The organism is Citrobacter sp. BIDMC107 (assembly GCF_001037575.1).
In the GTDB taxonomy this organism is placed as follows: Bacteria; Pseudomonadota; Gammaproteobacteria; order Enterobacterales; family Enterobacteriaceae; genus Citrobacter; species Citrobacter freundii.
In genome coordinates this window covers 483,221-505,322 of sequence record NZ_KQ089848.1, presented here as the reverse complement: position 1 = coordinate 505,322, position 22,102 = coordinate 483,221, and the positions used below count along the sequence as shown (strand labels likewise).

Below are 22,102 nucleotides of genomic sequence, written 5' to 3'. Positions count from 1 at the left end.
CAATGAAAATGAGAATTATTTTTCTTACAGTGCCAAGATATTGACCCAGTATCGCGTAATAGTCTGAATTTTCACTGGAAGTGTCTGGGCAATAATATCCAGAATCGCATCGGTATTTTTCAGCGGGAAAGTGCCACTCAGGCGCAGCCCGGCCACCGCCGGATCGCAACGCAGCACGCCGTTGCGATAACGGCTCAGCGTGGCAATCACTTCACCCAGCGGTTTATCGCTAAAGCTCAGAATGCCCTGCGTCCAGGCGGCGCTTTCATCATCCGCTGAGGTAATTGCACTAAATTCAGACGCGCTAAACTGCAGACTCTCGCCAGCGCTGACGATGCGTTTTTCCTGCGGACGGTTTGCCAGTAAGACTTCAACCGCGTGTTGTTGAACGGTAACGCGTGTGACGTTGTCCTGCTGGTAGACGGTAAATTCTGTGCCTAACGCGGTGAGAAGGCCCTGGCGGGTCACAACGTGGAAAGGTCTCTGCTGCGCGTCTTTTGCGGTAGTAATAGCAATTTCGCCGTACCAGAGATGGACAGCGCGTTGACGCGTATCAAAACGAACGTCCGCGGCGCTTTGTGTGTTGAGCGTCAGCAGCGAGCCATCGTCCAGCCGCTGATGGCTGACAGCCCCTTTGGCGGTGCGGTAGTCTGCGCGCAGACCTTCTCCGGCTTCAGATTGCCAGAGCTGCCAGCCTCCGCCTACGCCGAGCAGCAGCAGTAGCCCTTTCATGACATGACGACGGGTAAGACGCGTATCGTGCAGCGCCCGGCTGGCGATATCGCCCGGAACGCTTCTGAGCTGGCTGCGCAGGTTTTCAACCTGTTGCCAGGCCCACTGATGATCTTTGTCCTCTTCATACCATTGTTGCCAGCGCGCTTCCTGCTGTGGGCTGACACGCTCGCCGCTCAATACGGCATACCAGTGTGATGCCGAGCGCAAAGCCTGACGGCGAGAATCGGTGATAGAGGCGTTCACAGACCGTGCTCCAGACGAAACAGCAGACAATGTTCGATAGCCTTTGCCATATATTTTTTCACTGAACTGACCGAAACACCGAGCTTTAGCGCTATTTCGCTGTAAGTCAGACCATCCAACTGCGAAAGGAGAAACGCTTCGCGTGTTTTTCCGCTCAGCCCGTCAAGCATGCTGTCGATGAGTTGCAGGGTTTCGAGCTGACTCTCGCGTTCCTCGGGCGAAGGCGCGAGCGCCTCCGGCATCAGCGCCAGCATCTCCAGATAGGCTTTTTCCAGCGCGTTTCGACGAAACAGGTCGACCATTACCCGTTTGGCGAGAGTGCACAGGAAGGAGCGCGGATCGCGGATCGTCGAGAGCGACCCGCTGCCCATTACCCGTAGAAAAGTGTCCTGGGCAATGTCATCTGCATCAAAGGCGGACTGGAGTTTGCGCGTCAGCCAGCTTTTCAGCCAGCCGTGATGTGCATCATAAAGCGACTCGAGCGTAAAGGAAGCAGTGGTAGTGGCGTGGTCAGACATGCGGAATGTATCAAAAGTTAATTATCACGCGATTATAGTAATATGAGAATGGTTATCATTACAATTGGAAATATAATTGTATTATGTTGAACGTCTTAAAATATTGTTTTTTATAGAAATCTTATGATGTGGATATTGGATGGGAAAAGGAGTCTGCTTTTGGCATGTGCTGGTTGGAATGACATCTGACCATGTCTGTTGTGAGTGAGAATCGGACACCTCACTTCCTGTCACCAGTGGCGGAAACCTTGCTCATGCTGCTGGTGTTAGCGTTTATCTGGATGATGCGGGCACTAAAACGACGGGCGTTATTCGTCGTGATCAGCCCAGAACTATTGATATGGAACCTCGGAACGGCAAGCGCCTGGAACAAATACCTGCGGTCATTATGAATGAAGTGTTGGCCAGACTGAGCTGTGGCTTTGATATGCGCAATGAGCAATAGCATAAAAGCAAAAAGCCTGCTTAGTTTCCTGAGCAGGCTTCTTAAATATGGCTCCTCTGACTGGACTCGAACCAGTGACATACGGATTAACAGTCCGCCGTTCTACCGACTGAACTACAGAGGAATCGTTTGAACGAGGCGCATATTAGCGAGGGTGGTGAGGCTTGTCAAAGGGGTAAATACATTTGTGTGTTCGTTTGCTGACAAAATCAGCAAAGCGGCGATCTTTCCGTCTTTTTATGCTTTTGCCCCATTCTGGTGCGTGTCTACCTCTTCCAGGGCAGCCTGAATGAGATATTTCGGTGTGCAGAATGATCTTCCTTCGCTTTTACTCCTGACTTTGTGCGGCTTTAACCATAAAACACCGTTTTAGACGAAAGTGGCAAGTATCTTGCAATCCTGAATTCAATGACTGCCAGCACGGGTTCTGGTATTCCGACAGGAGGCAAAATGAACTTTAGACGACTGAAATATTTCGTGAAAATCGTCGATATTGGTAGCCTGACCCAGGCAGCGGAAGTATTGCACATTGCGCAACCCGCGCTGAGCCAGCAGGTCGCTACGCTGGAAGGTGAGCTTGATCAGCAATTGCTGATTCGTACCAAGCGTGGCGTCACGCCGACGGAAGCAGGAAAAGTGTTATATACCCACGCCCGGACGATTTTACGTCAGTGTGAACAGGCGCAACTTGCGGTTAATAACGTGGGACAGACCTTGACAGGCCAGGTCTCTATCGGCCTTGCGCCGGGGACAGCAGCGTCATCCATTACCATGCCGTTATTACAGACGCTACGTGCCGAACTGCCCGATGTGCAGGTCTATCTGCATGAAAACAGTGGGGCAGTGCTGAATGACAAGCTGCTCAGCGGGCAATTAGATATGGCAGTGCTCTATGAGCGTTCACCCGTGGCGGGCATCAGCAGTCAACCGTTGCTTAAAGAGGATCTGTATCTGGTCGGCACGCGTGAGTGCCCGGGGCAAAGCGTCGATTTAGCCGCGGTGGCGCAGATGAATTTATTCTTGCCACGGGATTACAGCGCGGTTCGCCTGCGCGTGGATGAAGCTTTTTCGCTACGTCGCTTAACGGCTAAAGTGATTGGCGAAATTGAGTCTATCTCCACCCTGACGGCCGCCATTGCCAGTGGTATGGGCGTCACAGTGTTGCCCGAGTCGGCCGCCCGTTCATTATGCAATGCAGCGAACGGCTGGATGGCGCGCATCACAACCCCATCGATGAATCTGCCATTATCGTTGAACGTATCAGCCAGAGGGAGCTTATCGCCCCAGGCGCAGGCAGTGAAGGAGATCCTGCTATCGCTGGTTAGCCGTCCGGCGCTGGAAAATCGCGAACTGCAGCTGGTCAGCTAAACCTTATTCCCGCGAGGAATAAGATGCAGGTTTTTATTATTTGTTATGCCGGGCATCAGACTTTAACAATAGCGTAATGTCTGATGTGCCCGGAGTGAAACGTGAATTTCCAGCAACTCAAAATAATCCGCGAGGCGGCCCGTCAGGATTACAACCTGACGGAGGTCGCGAATATACTGTACACCTCGCAGTCGGGCGTCAGCCGACACATTCGTGAACTTGAAGATGAACTTGGCATCGAAATTTTTATCCGTCGCGGTAAACGCCTGTTGGGCATGACTGAACCGGGTAAAGCCTTGCTGATCATTGCCGAACGTATTCTGAATGAGGCCAGCAATGTTCGTCGACTGGCGGATCTGTTTACCAATGATACGTCCGGCGTTTTGACGATTGCCACCACGCATACGCAGGCACGCTATAGCTTGCCTGCGGTGATAAAAGCCTTTCGTGAGCTGTTCCCTGAGGTGCGTCTGGAACTTATTCAGGGCACACCACAGGAGATTGATGTCCTGCTACAAAATGGCGGGGCAGATATCGGAATTGCCAGTGAGCGGCTGAGCAGCGATCCATTGTTGGTGGCTTTTCCCTGGTTTCGTTGGCACCACAGCCTGCTTGTTCCTCAGGACCATCCATTAGTGAAGGCTTCTCCGCTAACGCTGGAGTCCATCGCTCACTGGCCGTTAATTACCTATCGTCAGGGGATTACAGGGCGTTCCCGTATTGATGAGGCGTTTGCTCGCAAGGGGCTGATACCTGATATTATTCTCAGCGCCCAGGACTCGGATGTGATTAAAACTTACGTGTCACTGGGATTGGGGATTGGGCTGGTGGCAGAGCAATCCAGCGGCGAGCAGGAAGAGGGGACGTTAACCCGTCTGGATACCCGGCATTTGTTTGATGCAAATACCGTTTGGCTAGGGCTTAAACGCGGACAACTGCAGCGCAACTACGTCTGGCGATTCATCGAGCTATGCAACGCAGGGTTATCCGTCGATGAAATTAAGCGTCAGGCGATGGAGCCAGATGAAGCGGTGATTGATTATCAGATTTAACAATAAAAGCCCGTGAGAAACGGGCTTCTATCGTCGCCAGTATGGAAAAGCCTGGGTGTGAAGTGAAGCGCTCTACCTGGCTAATGGGATCGCAGAAAAGCAAAAAGCCTGCTTAGTTTCCTGAGCAGGCTTCTTAAATATGGCTCCTCTGACTGGACTCGAACCAGTGACATACGGATTAACAGTCCGCCGTTCTACCGACTGAACTACAGAGGAATCGTTTGAACGAGGCGAATATTAGCGATGCCGCTCAGCGTTGTCAAAGCCTGAATGGATAAATGCGATCGTTTGCTGAAATATTCCTCATTTCGCCGATTATTCAGACGCAACCGGTTGTTTTATGCACTTTTCGCGTTCGGGGCGTGGGTATTTCCACAACCAGCGGCCTGTGACCATACGCCAGTAAAATAACGCGGCGCGCACGGCCCAGTCGAAGAACATACCTAACCAAACGCCGACAACTCCCCATCCTAATACGATACCCAGAGTGTAGCCCGCGACTACGCGGCAGCCCCACATGCCCAGCATCGATACCCACATAGCAAAACGTGCATCTCGCGCACCTTTAAAGCCCGCTGGTAACACCCAGGAGGCTGCCCATATCGGCATAAATGCTGCGTTGAGCCAAATCAGGATGACTATGACCTCTTTTACATCCTGATCGTGGGTATAAAATGAGGCCATCACCCCGGCGAAAGGTGCGGTTAGCCAGGCAATTGCCGTTAGCCCAATCGTCGACAGCCAGAACACATGCCGTAGCTGGATTTCAGCCTGGGCAATCTGGCCATTTCCCAGACGCCTGCCGGTAATGATTGTCGACGCGGAACCTAAAGCATTCCCCGGTAAATTGATAAGCGCGGCGATAGAAAATGCAATAAAGTTCCCGGCGATAACGCTGGTTCCCATGCCTGAAACAAACATCTGCGTCAAAAGTTTACCGCCGTTGAACAGCACCGACTCGATACTTGCCGGAATGCCGATCCCCATCACTTCCCATATAATGGCGAGATTGAGTGGCTTAAAATAGCTTTTGAAGGGAATTCGCAGCGCGGGGTTAAAACCAATCATCAGTACCCAGATGATGGCAATCGCCCCGATGTAGCGCGAAATGGTCAGTCCCAGGCCTGCTCCCACAAATCCCAGACCTTGCCAGGAAAAGATCCCGTAAATCAGGATGCTACTGATGATGATATTCAGGATGTTCATACCGCCGTTTATCAACAACGGTATTTTAGTATTTCCGGCTCCACGTAGTGCGCCACTGCCGATCAGCGCAATGGCTGCCGCCGGGTAGCTGAGCACCGTCAGCTCCAGATAGGTAAGTGCCAAAGCTTTAACGTCTGGCGTTGCTTCACCTGCAACAACGTCAATAATCTGTTGACCAAAATAGTGAATGACCGCTGCCAGCACGGTAGCAAAAATTGTCATGATCACCAGCGATTGTCTGGCTGCGGCTCTGGCCCGTCGACGATCTCGTTTCCCGAGGCTAAATGCTACAACTACGGTGGTACCCAGATCGATGGCGGCGAAAAATGCCATGATGACCATATTAAAACTGTCGGCGAGTCCGACACCGGCCATTGCTTCTTTTCCCAACCAACTTACCAGGAAGGTACTCAGAACACCCATCAATAGCACACAGGTGTTTTCCAGGAAAATGGGGACAGCCAGCGGAGTGATTTCGCGCCAAAAGAGAACCTTATAACTCTTGCGTTTGGCATACCAGGGCGTGCGGGAAGCGACCTGGCGTAAGGCAGCGGAGACGTTCAAAGTGGACCTTAACGAAGAAAGTTGAAACCTCATTTCAAATGATGAGGGAGAATCATAAAAGCTGCAAAGTTTTTTCTATTTAAAATGTCTGTAAATGCAACAAACTGTCGAGATAAGCATCAATTGATTCGCATTCGAAGAAATGAGGTTTGACAAAATTTTTTTCGCCGCTAAGATAAGCCTCCACAACGATTCCTCTGTAGTTCAGTCGGTAGAACGGCGGACTGTTAATCCGTATGTCACTGGTTCGAGTCCAGTCAGAGGAGCCATATTTAAGAAGCCTGCTCAGGAAACTAAGCAGGCTTTTTGTTTTCAACGCGTCAAATTGGCATCAAATTTGACGCTGGCCTTTACCCTAATCAGGGGAGCAAGCAGCATAATCATGCCCAACATGGCGGCCATCCCGGTATATACAGCAGGAAAACCTGTGATTTCAGCCACCAGGCCTATAGGTGCAGGGGCCAGTAGCGTACCCAGATAACCGATCGTGGTGACGATGCTCATTCCCGTGTTGGTCGAGATATCAGGCTGGTTTCCCGCAGCGGAAAAAGCAATCGGTACCAGATTGGCTATGCCAATACCGGCAATAGCGAAGGCAACGGTGGCTTGCCAGGGATGACTAGCCATTGCGGCTGCCAGCAGCCCAATCCCAGCTAACAGACTGGATGAGCGCATCACGAGAATGGCATTAAAGCGGTTACGAGTGAAGTCTCCCATGAAGCGAAAGATTGCCATTGTTCCCGCAAAGCAGGCAAAGGAAAGGCTTGCCGTTTCTGTAGTCGCATTGAGATTTTTCAATAAATAACGTGACGACCAGTCCACAACAGCACATTCCGGGATCATGGCGAGCAGGGCAATAACGCCTATAAAGTAGATCGTGCATGAGCGATGTGGCTGCTTTCCTTTGATTAACCGTTTTATTTTTATCGATTTATCTTTGATGATATGTGGATATACCGACAGCGTGATCGCTAAGGAAATAGCACTAATTAAAAACAGGTGCATGAGAAAGCCGAATTGCTTAACCAGATACCCCCCAATAAGACCTGAAATGAAAAGCCCAATGCTCCAGAAACAGTGACATGAAGATAACACCGTGCGTGACAGTGCTTTTTCGACTGCCACGGCATTCGAGTTCATTGCGACGTTCATTGCTCCAATCATAGCACCCAGCAAAAATAGCACTGGTGCTAACCAGTAGATATCAGGTGCGAATCCAACAGGAATAAGGGCGACGGATGCCGCAATGGAAAAAATGCGCACGACACGCTGTGAGCCGTATTTTTCCATGGCCATGCCGGACATCGGCATCATAAATAATGCGCCAAGCCCGAAAATCAATATCAGGTGGCCAATTACTTTATCAGTAATGTGAAAGCGTGAAACCAGTTGGGCAATTTGTACTGCCCAGGCACCGGTTACAAACCCATTCACTGAAAATAATGTTGTAACAGCCCAGCGCCCTTTTTGCGCGACTTCCATTAGTGATCCTTTTAATTCTACTCTGATGCCTGAGACATATCTTTTTTATCGATGATCAAAATGTGGTCCGGACAAAATGAAATCGCGGTGTTTCCGTCCAGTCGTGATATGACCTCAACACCGGTAAAGTCTGGAATAGCAAGTCTGGCACCACATGGAATCAATTCAACGCCACCGATGCCAATGCAAAACGCGCCAGCGGCAACTGCGGACGTTACGCCACTTTTAGAATCTTCAAAGACGATTGTTTTCTCCGCAGGAAGATCAAGACGTTCGGCTGCGAGAAGATACGGGTCAGGGAAGGGTTTTCCCCGGGAGACGTCATCGCGTTCAACAATAACGGAAATGCAAGACTGAACCTGAAGCATCGCCGTCACACGGTCGATTTTCTCGCGCCAGCCACTGGTTACAATACCAACCCGGACGCCTGCTGCATCCAGCGCAGTGATAAGCTCAGAGACACCGGGAATAGGGTTGTAGGAAGCCGTGTTTTCGACATGAATAATATGAGCCTGAACTTTTTGCTGATCCACGAGCGGTAGGTCACTGAACAGTGCCCGAATAGTATGTGGACCAGGTTGCCCGTGGATATGTTTGATAATCTCGTCTTCAGATATTGTCTTACCATACATATCTGCTGCTTCGCGCCAGGCTCTTTCTATAACCTCATTTGAATCAATAAGCACACCATCCATGTCAAATAACACGGCGGCAGCTCTGTTGGTGATATTATGCATACTCGGTTTCCTTATTATTAGTTTGACTCGTTTGACTTAGTCTGGACGCGACGGCAATTTGTCCTAAAGAGATCCCTCCATCATTAGTGGGTACAAGTTGATGGCAGTAAGCTTCAAATCCTGCCGCGTGTAATCGGTCAAGAGCATTGATGAGAAGAAACTCATTACAAAAAACCCCGCCGCTTAATACCACTTGCCGTGTTTTTGCGTGCACAGACAAACGGATACAGACCGCGGTAATAATCTCTACGATGGTCGAATGAAAGCGTCGGCTTAACTCAGGTAAATCGAGAGGCCGTGTTGTCAGTGCTGAAATCAGTTCGTGGACCAACGGGCGATAATCCACTTCGAGATGGCCTTCTGATTCCACAATCGAGAAGGCAAAAGGTTGTGCCATATGAAGATCGCATTGCAACAACGCTTCTAATTCAATGGCGGCCTGCGCTTCGTATTCAATATGCGTACAAATACCCATTAATGCGGAGATGCCATCGAAAAGTCGACCGATGCTGCTGGTTACAGGCGTGTTGATCCTGCGCATAGCCATTTTGGCGAAGACGTCACGCTGTTGAGCCGGCAACGTGCTTAGACCTGGAATTGAGGATTCAGGAATATGCTCGCCGAAAATTTCTGTTAATAGCGAAATAGCGATCCGGATGGGTTCTTTAACTGCGCTGTCACCGCCTGGCAAAGCGATGTGGCGCAGATGTGCTGCACGTTCAACGCTTCTGGTATCCCCCACAAGAAATTCGCCACCCCAGATTGTGCCATCAGTGCCGTAACCCGTACCGTCGAATACTACGCCAATTGTTTTTCCTCTGAGTCCGTTCTCGGCCATACACGCAGCCATATGCGCATGATGATGCTGTACCTGAATAACCCGCAGCTGCGATTGCTCCAGCGCATTGCGCGTTGAGCGAAATGCCGGATGAAGGTCACAGGCCACAATCGTTGGCTCAATATCGAGGAGCTTTTGCAGGTGATTGACGCACGCAAGGTGTGATTTAAACGTAAGGTCATTTTTGAGATCGCCAATGTGTTGACTCATAAACACCTTATTACCTTTAGCAATGCTAACGGTGGTTTTCAGTTCCGCCCCGAGAGCGATGATCGGATCAACGTTGAAAGGTAGGTGGACAGGATAGGGGGCATAACCTCGTGAACGTCGCAGGAATGAAAGGTGGTTACGATGAGCCATAACGCGAACCACTGAATCATCGATACGCGTGTGAATATCACGATCGTTAAGAATAAAATAGTCCGCGATTTCGCCCAACTGCGCAATTGCACTCACATTATCAAATACGATAGGGTGGCCTGAAAGATTGCCGCTGGTCATCACCAGCGCTGGCATTGTGGCATCTTCTAGCATTAAATACTGAAGCGGCGTTGATGGCAGCATGACGCCAATATTCGGATTATGCGGTGCGATGATTTCCGGCATCGTACTGCGGCGTTTACGCAGCAGTACGATGGGGCGCTCTACACTTTCCAGGTGTTTTCTTTCCTGAGCGTTGACGTGGACTATTTGTGCCGCGTTGTCCGCGTCCCTTACCATAATGGCAAAAGGTTTTGCATCTCTACGTTTGCGCTGCCTCAGTTGCGAAACCGCATCTTCATTACTCGCATCAACAACCAGATGAAAACCGCCAAGGCTTTTAATCGCAATAATCGCCCCTTCGTGTAGCCTTGCTATGGCAAATTTGACGATATCATCTGTTATTACGGTCTCGCCATTACGCGACCTCAGATCCAGTTTTGGTCCGCATGCGGGGCAGGCATTGGGTTGCGCGTGATAACGACGATTATCGAGATCGTCATACTCATGCTGACAGGCCGGGCACATTGCAAAGGCTTGCATTGTTGTTTGTGAACGGTCATAGGGCATTGCCTGGATAATTGAATATCGCGGCCCGCAGTTTGTGCAATTAATAAAAGCGTACCGATAGCGCGGGTTCTGCGGATCAAACATTTCGTTCAGGCAATCCTGACAGACGTTTGAGTCTGGCGGGATAATGGTATCCATCTTCGCAAGCTGGCGGCTTTTACGGATACTAAACTCTGCGTAACGTTGATCCGAATTTTCTCGCGGTACCTCTACAATACCATTGATGCGGGCCATTGGCGGCGGGTTAGATGCCAGCTCATCAATAAGCTGCGCGATATTGTCTGATGTAGCCTGTAGTTCCAGTAGCACGCCTTCGGAATCATTGAGAACCCAGCCGGTCGCGGCAAAGGTGCGAGCCAGTCGATGGACAAAAGGACGAAACCCGACTCCCTGGACAATTCCGCAAATGCGGTAACGTCGGGTTTCCAGAGCGCCGCCTTGCTCAGCAGAGTCGTGGCAATTCTGCACCATAGAGCTCCTCTATTGTCGATACGGTTCCATCCTGCTCAAGCATGCTGACTCTCACTTCTGGCGTTGCTAATACCTCGCCAATAATGGCGGCTTTTTGGCCAAGTGGGTGCGTCTTTAATAGTCTGAGCACGTCTTCTGCGCTGTCTGGTTCGACAAACAGGCAAAGGCATCCCTCGTTTGCAAGATTGATGACATCGACGCCCAGCATATTTGCCGCCATCGCCGTTTCAGGCTGGATGGGTAAAGATTGCCGTTCGCAGCGCATTTCATGCTTTGCTGCACGGGCATGTTCATGGAGTACCGCGGAAAGTCCACCGCGAGTGACATCTCTCATCGAGGCAATTTTCCCGGCAGGAACGGCATCGATAAGCTGGTGAATCATCGCGTTGAGAGGGGCGCAGTCGCTGAGAATATTTCGTTCAAACCCCAGACCTTCACGCAGAGATAACAAATGAATGGAGTGATTCCCAATAAAACCACTGAGGATGATTTTTTGTCCTGGGCGCACGTTTTTGATTGAGACGGGGGCGCGCTCAATAACGCCGACGCCTGCTGTATTGATGAACAAGCGATCTGCCTCACCCTTGCCGACAACTTTCGTGTCTCCGGCAACAATTTTGACGTCTGCAGCAATGGCTGTATCGCGAACTGACTCAATAATGGCGCTCAGTTCAGATATGGGCATACCGTCTTCAATAATGAGACTCAGCGTCAGATACAGCGGACGTGCGCCACTTACCGCAAGATCGTTAACGGTACCGCATACGGCAATTTTACCGATATCCCCATTGCCAAAGATCAGCGGAGTGACAACAAAAGAATCTGTAGTAAATGCAATTTGTCGGGACGGTAACTCCAGTAACGCGCTGTCTTCCATGGTTCCCAGATAAGTATCGCCCAAAATTTCCGCAATTAATTCGACCAGTTCCCTGCTCAGGCGAGCGCCCGTGCCATGGTCCAGAACGACGGTATCTGTTGGTTTCATTGCTTGTGTTAATGGACTTTTCATGCGGTTTTCCTTTCGTTGCGCTCAGGAAGATCGTTATGTTTTGCTAGCAGCGATAAAATCTCAGCCGAGGGGGCAACGGTTGCGCAATAGCTGGCAAGCCACTCTAAGGCGCGAGTGGTATCATCGGCAGAAGGGGCAAATACGCAATCTTCCGGCACCCAAACATTGTATCCGCGGAAAAATGCATCTGCGGCCGTGGTTTGTACGCAAACATGCGTTTGTAAGCCGGTCACGATGACCGTTTTTACACCCAGTTTTTGCAGTGTTTCATCAAGATTATTATTAAAGAAACCGCTATCTCTGCCTTTTACTACGATGAGATCGGAGGGGGCGCAAATACTGTCGATTATTCGGTTTTCAGGTCGTCCTGCGAGGGCGGGAATACCTGCATCGCGATTTTTATAGCGCCGTTGTACTGCGGGATCGGCAGGATCATTTATTAACTGCAAATGGATGACTGCCTGGTTTTGATTTCTGATGCCGTCAAGAAACTGATTAAATGCAGTCAATTTTTGTTCTAATTCCTGAGTCGAATGGGTTATTTTATATGTAAATTCATATTGCAGATCATTTGTTAACACAGCTACATTTGGCATATTTATATTCTTTTATCATTAAAATAATGGGCGTAATTTTTTTTGCGATTTCTCTATGGAGAGTTATGTTTATTTATTGCCATGCTTTGCTATCATGTGCTTATTATAGGTATTTGTATAATTCCATTTTTTTCAAGGTTCGATAAATGAAAGGAATAGATATGAAATTGCTGCGTGCCTTTGTTACGTTGGCGATAAAAGGAAGTTATAGCAATGCTGCAAAGGAACTTTTCCTGACTCAGCCAGCACTGTCAAAGCAGATACAAACGCTAGAGCATTTGACCGGTGGTGAGCTTTTTTTGCGCGGACGCCATGGCGCGAGTTTGACAGTATTTGGTCAACAGATTTTTTCAAAAGCCAATGAACTTTTACAATCCCATATTGAATTTCTAAACTATGCGAAAGAAATAAATACCAGAAATCGTGAAAAGTTATTTATGGGATTTGGTCTTTCCTCTTTTCAGCAAGTACCTAAGTGGATAAATCAATTCCATCAGCAATTTTCCGAGTGTGAAGTGGTTATTAATCATCTTCCCTCCAGCGCTCAGATGAAAATGTTGTTGGAAGGACGCTTGCATATCGGTTTTGTCCGGATGCCGGTCAGTAAAGGCCTGGCTTCATATATTTTTTATGAGGAAACGCTGGCTCTTGCTGTTCCGATGGAGGGTTATATGGAAAGCATGACTATTCAGAGTGCGCTATCGGCATATCCCTTACTCCAGTTGGATCCATCAACCAGCCCATGTCTTGCGGAACAAACCTCACTCTTTCTACAAAGCATCCAACTTAGCGCTGAACCGGTCTCTGTAACAAATGACATGACTACGCTATTGGCATTGGTTGCCGGGGGGAACGGAGTCGCCTTTTTACCCACAAGTGTCCGGCATTTTTTGCCTGCCGAAGCGAGACTATTGATGCTCGCTGAAAAACAAATTCGCTGGAACATTGGTGTGGCATGGAACCCCAAAATTAAAAACCATCGGCGGGACGATTTCTTGCGCCTGGTGGTGGCCGGGGAGGCTGATATCGTCATGTAGCCGTTATACGCCCTGACGAGAGGGTAACGGCCACGCATTGATGCCTGACGTGTAAACCGCTTTGGGCATAAATGAAATAGGATTTCAGTACTATGCTTAAGCAATAGCGCTGGGAAATGGTTATAAGAGCAGCACTGACTGGGGTTTTCGCTTAAAAAATCGAGGGTTAAAGTTGAAAGAGCGTGAGTAACTCGCTCATACTCTATACTCGCAGAGTTACCCGGCGTAGCATGGCAAAACGCTTGGGCTGTTAATGAAAAAGGAAAACGTCGTGGCAGAAGAAACTATATTCAGCAAAATTATCCGTCGTGAAATTCCGTCGGATATCGTATACCAGGATGAACTGGTCACTGCGTTTCGTGATATTTCCCCTCAGGCACCTACGCATATTCTGATCATTCCTAACATCCTGATCCCAACCGTCAACGATGTGACGGCTGAACATGAACAGGCATTGGGCCGCATGATTACCGTTGCAGCGAAAATTGCTGAGCAGGAAGGCATTGCTGCAGATGGGTACCGCTTAATCATGAACACCAACCGCCACGGGGGTCAGGAGGTGTATCACATTCATATGCATCTGCTGGGTGGCCGTGCGCTTGGCCCAATGCTCGCGCATAAAGGTCTGTAGGCATGATCAGAGGATGCATTGCACTTTCACTGGGCTTGCTGCTACTGGCGGGTTGTCGAACACACCCAGAAATTCCGGTAAGTGATGAACAGTCGCTGGTGATGGAGTCAACGATTCTGGCGGCAGGTATAACAGCAGAACAGCCCACGTTAACCACGTCTGATATTCAGGCCTCGGCATCCTCGCGACTCTATAACGAAAGACAAGAACCCGTCATCGTTCATTATCGGTTTTACTGGTATGACGCCAGAGGACTGGAAATGCATCCTCTGGAAGCGCCGCGCAGCGTGACTATCCCGGCTCATTCGTCGGTGACGCTGTACGGCAGCGCCAATTTTCTGGGGGCGCACAAGGTTAGACTTTATCTTTATTTGTAAGGGGTGAATCTTGATGATCAAAATGAATCGCTACGCACTGATTGCCGCGCTGGCGATGTTTCTCTCTGGCTGTGTGGTGCAACGAGAGCCCGCACCGGTAGAGGAAGTCAAGCCGGTGCCGGAACAGCCTGTGCAGCCGCAACAGCCGGTGCCGGTAGTGCCAACGGTGCCAACCATACCGCAGCAGCCGGGTCCGATTGAGCATGAGGACCAAACGGCGCAGCCGACGCCACGTCAACGTCATTATGACTGGAACGGGGCTATGCAGCCGATGGTCGGAAAAATGCTGCAGGCTGACGGCGTAAAAGCGGGCGGCGTTCTGCTGGTTGATAGCGTGAATAACCGCACCAACGGCTCGCTGAACGCGGGTGAAGCCACCGAAACCTTACGTAATGCTCTGGCGAATAACGGTAAGTTTACTCTGGTTTCCGCTCAGCAACTGGCAGTCGCCAAGCAGCAGTTAGGTCTGTCGCCGAACGATAGCCTGGGAACGCGCAGTAAAGCGATTGGTATCGCCCGTAACGTTGGCGCGCAGTATGTGCTTTATTCCAGCGCATCCGGCAACGTCAATTCGCCTGCGCTGCAAATGCAATTAATGCTGGTACAAACTGGCGAGATAATCTGGTCAGGTAAAGGTGCCGTTCAGCAACAATAACAGACTCACGCGCGGCGAAGTGTTGTCGCGCTATTTCCCGCAGTATCATCCCGTCGCAGCCAGCCAAACTGGCCTGAGCGGCGGGAGCTGCATCATTGAGCATCATTCTCACCGGCTGGTACTGCGTTGTCATCACGACCCTGATGCGCCGGAATCGTATTTCTTACGCCAATATCATGCGTTAAAACACCTGCCAGAAAACCTTGCGCCACGTCCTTATTTTTATACGCGTGGGTGGATGGCCGTTGAGTTTTTTCACGGTAAGGTAGAATCCAGATTACCGGACGCCGACGAACTCGCAGGCTTACTGTATCATCTGCACCAGCAACCCCGATTGGGCTGGCGAATCAGCCTGCTGCCGCTACTTGAACAGTACTGGCAGTGTGGCGATCCGGCGCGTCGTACACCATGCTGGCTGCGCGCGCTGAAGCGGCTGAGGAAACGAGGTGAGCCTCGACCTTTGCGTCTGGGGCCGCTGCATATGGATGTTCACGGTGACAACATCGTACGCACAGCCTCAGGGCTGCGGCTGATTGATTGGGAATACGCCGGAGACGGTGATATTGCCCTGGAGCTGGCGGCGGTATGGGTCAGCGATGAATCCCAGCACCAACAGCTGGTTAGCACCTACGCTCAACGAGCGCACATTGAGCCAGACGTTTTGTGGCGACAAGTCAGACAATGGCAACCCTGGATAATGATGCTGAAGGCGGGGTGGTTTGAGTATCGCTGGCGGCAAACCGGTGATAGACAATTTATCAGGCTGGCCGATGAAACCTGGCGGCAGCTAACAATGAAAGGATAAGGAGAGCAGTGTGGGCCCAGTAATGTTGGATGTCGAAGGGTATGAGCTGGACGCAGAAGAGCGTGAGATTCTGGCGCATCCGCTGGTAGGTGGGTTGATCCTCTTTACCCGAAATTATCATGACCCGGAACAGCTGCGTGAATTAGTGCGACAAATCCGGACTGCGTCACGTAACCATCTGGTGGTGGCGGTAGATCAGGAAGGCGGACGCGTACAGCGCTTTCGAGAAGGCTTTACTCGCCTGCCTGCGGCTCAATCGTTTGCCGCGCTGCACGGTCTGGAAGAGGGCGGCAAACTGGCTCAGGACGCCGGATGGTTGATGGCCAGCGAAATGATCGCGATGGACATTGATATCAGCTTTGCACCGGTACTGGATGTGGGCCATATCAGCGCCGCAATCGGCGAGCGTTCTTACCACGCCGATCCGCTAAAAGCATTGGCGATGGCGACCCGCTTCATTGACGGTATGCATGCCGCAGGCATGAAAACGACCGGTAAACATTTCCCTGGTCATGGGGCCGTGACGGCGGATTCACACAAAGAAACCCCAACCGATCCTCGCTCAGAAGCCGAGATTCGTGCGAAAGATATGTCCGTGTTCCAGACGTTGATTACTGAGAACAAACTGGATGCCATTATGCCTGCGCACGTTATCTACAGTGATGTAGATCCGCGTCCGGCGAGTGGCTCATCTCACTGGCTGAAAACGGTGCTGCGCCAGGAGCTTGGCTTCGATGGTGTCATTTTCTCCGACGATTTGTCGATGGAAGGGGCGGCGATTATGGGAAGCTATGCCCAGCGTGGACAGGCATCGCTGGATGCAGGTTGCGATATGATCCTGGTCTGCAATAATCGTAAGGGAGCGGTCAGTGTGTTAGATAATCTGTCGCCGATCAATGCAGAACGTGTTACACGTTTGTATCATAAAGGTTCATTTTCACGTCAGGAACTGATGGATTCGGCACGCTGGAAGACGGTAAGCGCTCAGCTAAACCAGCTTCATGAGCGCTGGCAGGAAGAGAAAGCAGGTCATTAACGCAAGTTTGGCGAGGATGCGATGATTATCTATTTACACGGTTTTGACTCTAACAGCCCGGGCAACCATGAGAAGGTGTTGCAGCTGCAATTCATCGACCCGGATGTCAGGCTGATTAGCTACAGTACGCGGCATCCTAAACATGATATGCAGCATCTGCTGAAAGAAGTGGACAAAATGCTGCAGCTGAATGTGGATGACCGTCCGCTGATTTGTGGTGTGGGGCTCGGGGGATATTGGGCTGAACGGATTGGTTTTCTGTGTGATATTCGTCAGGTCGTGTTTAATCCTAACCTGTTCCCGTATGAGAACATGGAAGGCAAAATTGACCGGCCTGAGGAGTATGCAGACATCGCAACAAAATGCGTGACTAATTTCCGCGAAAAGAATCGCGATCGCTGTCTGGTTATCCTGTCGCGTCATGATGAAGCGCTCAATAGCCAGCGTTCGTCGGAAGAGCTGCATCACTTTTACGAGATAGTCTGGGACGAAGAGCAGACGCATAAGTTTAAGAATATCTCTCCGCATTTGCAGCGCATCAAAGCGTTCAAGACGTTAGGTTAATCCTTATTGAGTGCGTAAAAAACCAGCCATCGGGCTGGTTTTTTTGTTCTTAAAGTTCCGGTTGTCTATCTTTTCAGCATCAAAACTTGATACACATCAATTTTGGTATGACCAATGCACCGTTCGTGTTATTCTCACTCTCGAAGAACATTTTCATTACTGTAACTTGTTGTTAATTAAGAGCTATATTAATAACTTTTAATTAACAATTGGTTAATAAATTTGAGGGGGTCACGTTGACTACACCATTGAAAAGGATCGTGATTGTCGGCGGCGGTGCTGGCGGACTGGAAATGGCGACGCAGTTGGGTAAAAAACTCGGGCGTAAGAAAAAGGCCAAAATCACACTGGTAGACAGAAACCACAGTCATTTGTGGAAACCGTTACTGCATGAAGTGGCTACGGGTTCACTGGATGAAGGCGTGGATGCGCTGAGCTATCTGGCACATGCCCGTAACCATGGCTTCCAGTTTCAGTTAGGTTCGGTGATAGATATCGATCGTGAAGCGAAGACCATTACTCTCGCTGAGCTGCGCGATGAGAAGGGGGATCTGCTGGTTCCTGAGCGTAAAGTGCCGTATGACACGCTGGTGATGGCGTTGGGCAGTACCTCCAACGATTTCAACACCCCTGGCGTGAAAGAAAACTGCATTTTCCTCGATAACCCGCATCAGGCGCGTCGTTTCCACCAGGAGATGCTGAATCTGTTCCTGAAGTATTCCGCGAATCTGGGCGCTAACGGAAAAGTGAATATCGCCATTGTGGGCGGTGGTGCGACGGGGGTTGAGCTCTCCGCTGAGCTGCACAATGCGGTAAAACAGCTGCACAGCTATGGTTACAAAGGACTGACCAACGACGCGCTGAACGTTACGCTGGTGGAAGCTGGCGAGCGCATTCTGCCTGCGTTGCCGCCGCGTATTTCCGGTGCTGCGCATAATGAGTTAATCAAACTGGGCGTACGCGTACTGACCCAGACTATGGTCACCAGCGCTGACGAAGGCGGACTGCACACCAAAGATGGCGAATACATTAAAGCCGACCTGATGGTGTGGGCGGCGGGTATCAAAGCGCCAGACTTTATGAAAGACATTGGCGGTCTGGAAACGAACCGTATTAACCAACTGGTGGTTGAGCCAACTCTGCAGACCACGCGCGATCCTGACGTGTACGCGATTGGCGACTGCGCTTCCTGCGCTCGCCCGGAAGGGGGTTTTGTGCCTCCACGCGCTCAGGCAGCACACCAGATGGCGACCTGTGCGATGAACAATATTCTGGCACAGATGAACGGCAAGCCACTGAAAGCGTATCAGTACAAAGATCATGGCTCTCTGGTCTCGCTCTCTAACTTTTCTACCGTGGGTAGCCTGATGGGCAACCTGACTCGTGGTTCGATGATGGTGGAAGGGCGTATTGCGCGCTTTGTATACATCTCACTGTACCGCATGCACCAGATTGCTTTACACGGCTACTTCAAAACCGGCCTGATGATGCTGGTCGGCAGTATCAACCGGGTGATTCGCCCGCGTCTGAAACTGCATTAATATCGACTTGTGGCGCCGGATGATTTTACGCATCCGGCGCCTTCCTTCAGAGTTCTCCGAATCATCCTGCGTTCATGCCTCATCCTGCTATTTTCATCCGTAATCTGATTGGCATTCCTTACCTTCTGTTGCAAAGTTGTTGCTAATAGCAAAAAAGGAGGAAGTCCCGTGAATAAATCAATGTTGGCGGGTATAGGGATTGGCGTAGCTGCTGCGCTGGGTGTTGCAGCAGTGGCCAGTCTGAACGTTTTCGAGCGTGGCCCACAGTATGCGCAAGTTGTCTCTGCAACACCGATTAAAGAGTCGGTAAAAACACCGCGTCAGGAGTGCCGGAACGTAACTGTCACGCACCGTAAGCCGGTACAAGATGAAAACCGTATTGCGGGTTCCGTATTGGGTGCGGTTGCGGGTGGCGTTATTGGCCACCAGTTTGGCGGCGGACGTGGTAAAGATATTGCCACCGTGGCCGGGGCTTTAGGCGGCGGCTATGCAGGTAATCAGATTCAGGGTTCGATGCAGGAAAACGATACTTACACCACCACGCAGCAGCGTTGTAAAACGGTGTATGACAAATCTGAAAAGATGCTGGGCTACGACGTGACGTACAAAATTGGCGATCAGCAGGGGAAAATCCGTATGGATAAGGACCCCGGCGCGCAAATTCCGTTGGATAACAACGGACAGTTGGTACTGAATAACAAAGCGTAAAATAGCATTATCCTGAACATTAGCCCCCCATTCGCTCAGGCTGGGGGGCTTTTTTTATCAGAAGGTTAAGGCATAGTTCAGACCAAAGGTGCGGCCCCGGCCCTTGTATTCATACAGTGACGGACTGCCGTAGGTTGGGCTGTACAGCAGTGGCGCACGTTGTCCCCACAGCGTGGTATACTCTTCATTCAGCAGGTTTTCCACGCTAAAGGTCAGCTTACCCAACGGGAGCTGATAGCTGCCGATAAAGTCCATGGTGTTATAGCCATCCAGCTTATTGCCGCTGGCGTCGGTCAGATCAAATGTTTGCTGGCTCTGTACGCGCAAGGTCCACGGTTCTGGTGCCCAGCCGACCCACGCGGTTGCTTTCGACGGTGAGGCCAGAGTCACATCCCATTTTTGCCATTTACCGTTCTGTTTCACTTCCGATTTAATAACATTGAAGTTGCCGCCCAGGCTCCAGTCCGTATCCGCAATGAAATAATCCACCGCGCCTTCAAGGCCATAAATGCGGCGATCGTCGGGTTGAACGTTAATGGTCATATCGCTGCGGTTGATAACGATCGATTTATCCGAAGTCGAGTAGTAAGCGGCCAGTTGCGTGCGCAGACTATCGCCGGTGTAGCGCCATCCCAGTTCGTACGAGTTAACTTTAATCCCTTCCAGACGTGAATCCGCCACGTTGACGCTGCGCTGGAGCTGGTAATGATCGCCAACCAGCGAATAGGTGCCGTTACCGTAATATTTCCCTGGATCCGGAAGCTCCACGCCCTGAGAGAAATTAAACCACGTTTGCTGACGGTCAGTCAGATGGGCGAGGATACCGGCGTTGAACAGGAAATTATCGTAATCGGTTTTGCCACCCGGAATGGTATCGGCAGAGTTCGCAAGCCCGGTCGCGATTCCCTGCTGTTGAGCATAGCCAACGAAATCATCAACCCTGTTTTCGGTCCATTGATAGCGCACGCCGCCGCTGAGGGTAAAGATGTCGTTAATGTCATAGCTGTTTTGCAGGAAAGGCGCGAAGTTGGTGATGCTGTAACCGGGGTAACGCCCGGTGGTATAAGCGGTGCGGTTATCCATGCCGCCGGAGGGCAGGGACCAGGCCAGATCGAAGAATTTCTGATTGGAATCGAAGGTCTCGTGATCGGCATCGATACCCCACGTCAGCTCCCAGTTATCCATCAACTGGCTGTTGAGGGTAATTTTGGCGCCAAACTGGTCTGTGTCCTGCTGTGATGCGGAGAAACTGGTGACCTTACCTTTGCTGAGCGTCGGGAAAGGATAGAATTTCAGCGATTCGTCGCGGTAATAGATTTGGCTGACCAGGTTCTGGCCGAAAAAATCCGCATCTGAATATTGCAGGCTGATCAGATGACGTTCGGTGCCGGGAATACGATCGGAATTCAGTCCGCTGCTGGTATAAGCTTTACCGTTTCCGGTCACGGCGGACATGTTCTCGCCGAGATCCAGCCCGTAATCATCATCCCCCTGGCTCTTGTAATACTGTGTAACCAGTTGCAACTGACGGTTGTCGTCAAGTTCAATCGTCCCGGTGCCCATCACGTCCAGACGATCGGAGTGCTGTAGCCCGGTTTGGGTGTTATCCAGCAGCAGGGCATCGTGATTACCGTCATACCAGCCGCCAAATCGTTGATACGCGACGGACATACGCCCGGAAGCGCGATCGGTTCCTCCACTCACCGCCGCGGCAACGCGTTCATCATGATCGTTACTGTTGTTGAAGCCGCTTTTGCTCCCCAGTTCGAGTTCTACTTCACGCTCCGGCTGGCCTTTTTTGGTGACGATGTTGATTAATCCGCCGGTACTGCCACCGCCATAAAGTGAGGTTGCGCCTGAAATGACTTCAATGTGCGCAATGTTAAACGGGTCAATGGAGTCAAGTTGACGGCTGTCGGTTCGCGAGGAGTTCAGACGGACACCGTCAATGAGCACGACAATGGCGCGACCACGCATGTTCATGCCGTAGTTTGTACGCCCCTGGCTACTGACATCGATTCCTGGGATTAACTGAGCAAGAACATCCTTGAACTCTTTCCCCCCCTGAACCTGTTGTTCAATCTCGCTTCCTTCAATAACCCAGGTCGTTTGCGCCATTTCTGCCACGGTGCGTTGGCTACGGTTGGCGCTGACGATGAGGTTCTCTTCCTCAGCCGCAATGGCCGGGAGGGTTAAAGACAACAGGAGAGGATTGAGCACCCAGAGACGCTTATTCATTTGTATTCCTTTTAAAAAGAGTCGATCTGTTTTTGTTATGGCGGTAGAGAAACCGATGGTTACATTGTGAAACAGGCATTAAAACAAATGCGAATATTGCTGATAACAATTGTCGTTATCAATACCTTTTACAAAAAATGATCGGATAACACGATGAAAACAATGAGAAATGTAGGGACAATGGAACGGGAATCTA

Annotated in this window: 20 protein-coding genes, 3 tRNA genes and 1 pseudogene; 13 read left to right on the top strand and 11 right to left on the bottom strand. The window is 50.6% G+C overall.

Annotated features, from left to right (window positions below):
- Positions 1–24 precede the first annotated feature (24 nt).
- Positions 25–978 carry a ferric citrate uptake sigma factor regulator FecR gene (gene fecR / locus SK39_RS02490; RefSeq protein WP_048216609.1) on the bottom strand — a complete coding sequence of 318 codons (954 nt, stop codon included), beginning with the start codon at positions 976–978 and terminating at the stop codon, positions 25–27.
- On the bottom strand, positions 975–1,496 hold the full coding sequence (gene fecI / locus SK39_RS02485) for a ferric citrate uptake sigma factor FecI (RefSeq protein WP_048216608.1): 522 nt from the start codon (positions 1,494–1,496) through the stop codon (positions 975–977). Before fecI ends, fecR begins: the two co-directional genes overlap by 4 nt.
- 223 nt (positions 1,497–1,719) lie before the next feature.
- Between fecI and SK39_RS25290 the strand changes: the two are divergent.
- Positions 1,720–1,941: pseudogene (locus SK39_RS25290) on the top strand (type II toxin-antitoxin system PemK/MazF family toxin); the annotation flags it as partial.
- A 48-nt stretch (positions 1,942–1,989) separates the two neighbouring features.
- On the opposite strand, the gene SK39_RS02475 reads toward SK39_RS25290, so the two are convergent.
- Positions 1,990–2,065, bottom strand: a tRNA-Asn gene (locus SK39_RS02475).
- 326 nt (positions 2,066–2,391) lie between these two features.
- On the opposite strand from SK39_RS02475, the gene nac reads away from it, so the two are divergent.
- Complete coding sequence (gene nac / locus SK39_RS02470; RefSeq protein ID WP_003030855.1) at positions 2,392–3,309, top strand: nitrogen assimilation transcriptional regulator NAC; 918 nt, start codon at positions 2,392–2,394, stop codon at positions 3,307–3,309.
- 101 nt (positions 3,310–3,410) lie between these two features.
- Positions 3,411–4,361: an HTH-type transcriptional regulator Cbl gene (gene cbl / locus SK39_RS02465; protein WP_003846751.1), complete on the top strand. Its 951-nt coding sequence runs from the start codon at positions 3,411–3,413 to the stop codon at positions 4,359–4,361.
- 140 nt (positions 4,362–4,501) lie between these two features.
- On the opposite strand, the gene SK39_RS02460 is transcribed toward cbl, so the two are convergent.
- A tRNA-Asn gene (locus tag SK39_RS02460) sits at positions 4,502–4,577 on the bottom strand.
- A 99-nt stretch (positions 4,578–4,676) separates the two neighbouring features.
- Complete coding sequence (locus tag SK39_RS02455) at positions 4,677–6,164, bottom strand: EmmdR/YeeO family multidrug/toxin efflux MATE transporter (RefSeq protein ID WP_003846749.1); 1,488 nt, start codon at positions 6,162–6,164, stop codon at positions 4,677–4,679.
- 160 nt (positions 6,165–6,324) lie between these two features.
- Between SK39_RS02455 and SK39_RS02450 the strand changes: the two genes are divergently transcribed.
- Positions 6,325–6,400, top strand: a tRNA-Asn gene (locus SK39_RS02450).
- Positions 6,401–6,443: 43 nt separating this feature from the next.
- Here SK39_RS02450 and SK39_RS02445 read toward each other — a convergent pair.
- Genes SK39_RS02445 through SK39_RS02425 form a run of 5 tightly spaced genes read right to left on the bottom strand, consistent with a single transcriptional unit; the run spans position 6,444 to position 12,314 of the window.
- The gene (locus SK39_RS02445; protein WP_032936161.1) at positions 6,444–7,613 is read right to left on the bottom strand and encodes an MFS transporter; all 1,170 of its coding nucleotides are present in this window, start codon (positions 7,611–7,613) and stop codon (positions 6,444–6,446) included.
- A 17-nt stretch (positions 7,614–7,630) separates the two neighbouring features.
- Positions 7,631–8,350 carry an HAD family hydrolase gene (locus SK39_RS02440; protein ID WP_032936159.1) on the bottom strand — a complete coding sequence of 240 codons (720 nt, stop codon included), beginning with the start codon at positions 8,348–8,350 and terminating at the stop codon, positions 7,631–7,633.
- Entirely contained in the window at positions 8,343–10,709 is a 2,367-nt protein-coding gene (gene hypF / locus SK39_RS02435) for a carbamoyltransferase HypF (RefSeq protein ID WP_048216606.1), read from the bottom strand. Before hypF ends, SK39_RS02440 begins: the two co-directional genes overlap by 8 nt.
- On the bottom strand, positions 10,681–11,718 hold the full coding sequence (gene hypE / locus SK39_RS02430) for a hydrogenase expression/formation protein HypE (protein ID WP_003846740.1): 1,038 nt from the start codon (positions 11,716–11,718) through the stop codon (positions 10,681–10,683). The genes hypF and hypE overlap by 29 nt, the downstream gene beginning before the upstream one ends.
- Positions 11,715–12,314, bottom strand: a complete 600-nt coding sequence (locus SK39_RS02425; RefSeq protein WP_048216605.1) for a cysteine hydrolase family protein — start codon at positions 12,312–12,314, stop codon at positions 11,715–11,717. Before SK39_RS02425 ends, hypE begins: the two co-directional genes overlap by 4 nt.
- A gap of 146 nt (positions 12,315–12,460) precedes the next feature.
- Between SK39_RS02425 and SK39_RS02420 the strand changes: the two genes are divergently transcribed.
- From SK39_RS02420 to SK39_RS02380, 9 genes are all read left to right on the top strand, one after another.
- Positions 12,461–13,351, top strand: a complete 891-nt coding sequence (locus SK39_RS02420) for a LysR family transcriptional regulator (protein WP_003841843.1) — start codon at positions 12,461–12,463, stop codon at positions 13,349–13,351.
- Between the two features lie 271 nt (positions 13,352–13,622).
- Positions 13,623–13,982: a purine nucleoside phosphoramidase gene (gene hinT, locus SK39_RS02415; protein WP_003030826.1), complete on the top strand. Its 360-nt coding sequence runs from the start codon at positions 13,623–13,625 to the stop codon at positions 13,980–13,982.
- A 2-nt stretch (positions 13,983–13,984) separates the two neighbouring features.
- The gene (locus SK39_RS02410) at positions 13,985–14,359 is read left to right on the top strand and encodes a YcfL family putative periplasmic lipoprotein (protein WP_048216604.1); all 375 of its coding nucleotides are present in this window, start codon (positions 13,985–13,987) and stop codon (positions 14,357–14,359) included.
- A gap of 13 nt (positions 14,360–14,372) precedes the next feature.
- Positions 14,373–15,014 (top strand): penicillin-binding protein activator LpoB, encoded by a 642-nt coding sequence (lpoB, locus tag SK39_RS02405; RefSeq protein WP_003846732.1) that lies wholly within the window; start codon positions 14,373–14,375, stop codon positions 15,012–15,014.
- Positions 14,995–15,819, top strand: a complete 825-nt coding sequence (gene thiK / locus SK39_RS02400) for a thiamine kinase (protein WP_048216603.1) — start codon at positions 14,995–14,997, stop codon at positions 15,817–15,819. The genes lpoB and thiK overlap by 20 nt, the downstream gene beginning before the upstream one ends.
- A 10-nt stretch (positions 15,820–15,829) precedes the next feature.
- Positions 15,830–16,855, top strand: a complete 1,026-nt coding sequence (gene nagZ / locus SK39_RS02395) for a beta-N-acetylhexosaminidase (RefSeq protein WP_003846728.1) — start codon at positions 15,830–15,832, stop codon at positions 16,853–16,855.
- Positions 16,856–16,876: 21 nt separating this feature from the next.
- On the top strand, positions 16,877–17,419 hold the full coding sequence (ycfP, locus tag SK39_RS02390) for an alpha/beta hydrolase YcfP (protein WP_003030817.1): 543 nt from the start codon (positions 16,877–16,879) through the stop codon (positions 17,417–17,419).
- 236 nt (positions 17,420–17,655) lie between these two features.
- Entirely contained in the window at positions 17,656–18,960 is a 1,305-nt protein-coding gene (ndh, locus tag SK39_RS02385) for an NADH-quinone dehydrogenase (protein ID WP_048216602.1), read from the top strand.
- 168 nt (positions 18,961–19,128) lie between these two features.
- On the top strand, positions 19,129–19,668 hold the full coding sequence (locus tag SK39_RS02380; protein WP_003030814.1) for a glycine zipper 2TM domain-containing protein: 540 nt from the start codon (positions 19,129–19,131) through the stop codon (positions 19,666–19,668).
- A 57-nt stretch (positions 19,669–19,725) separates the two neighbouring features.
- Here SK39_RS02380 and SK39_RS02375 read toward each other — a convergent pair whose 3' ends face one another.
- Positions 19,726–21,906: a TonB-dependent siderophore receptor gene (locus tag SK39_RS02375; protein ID WP_046670504.1), complete on the bottom strand. Its 2,181-nt coding sequence runs from the start codon at positions 21,904–21,906 to the stop codon at positions 19,726–19,728.
- Between the last annotated feature and the right edge of the window lie 196 nt (positions 21,907–22,102).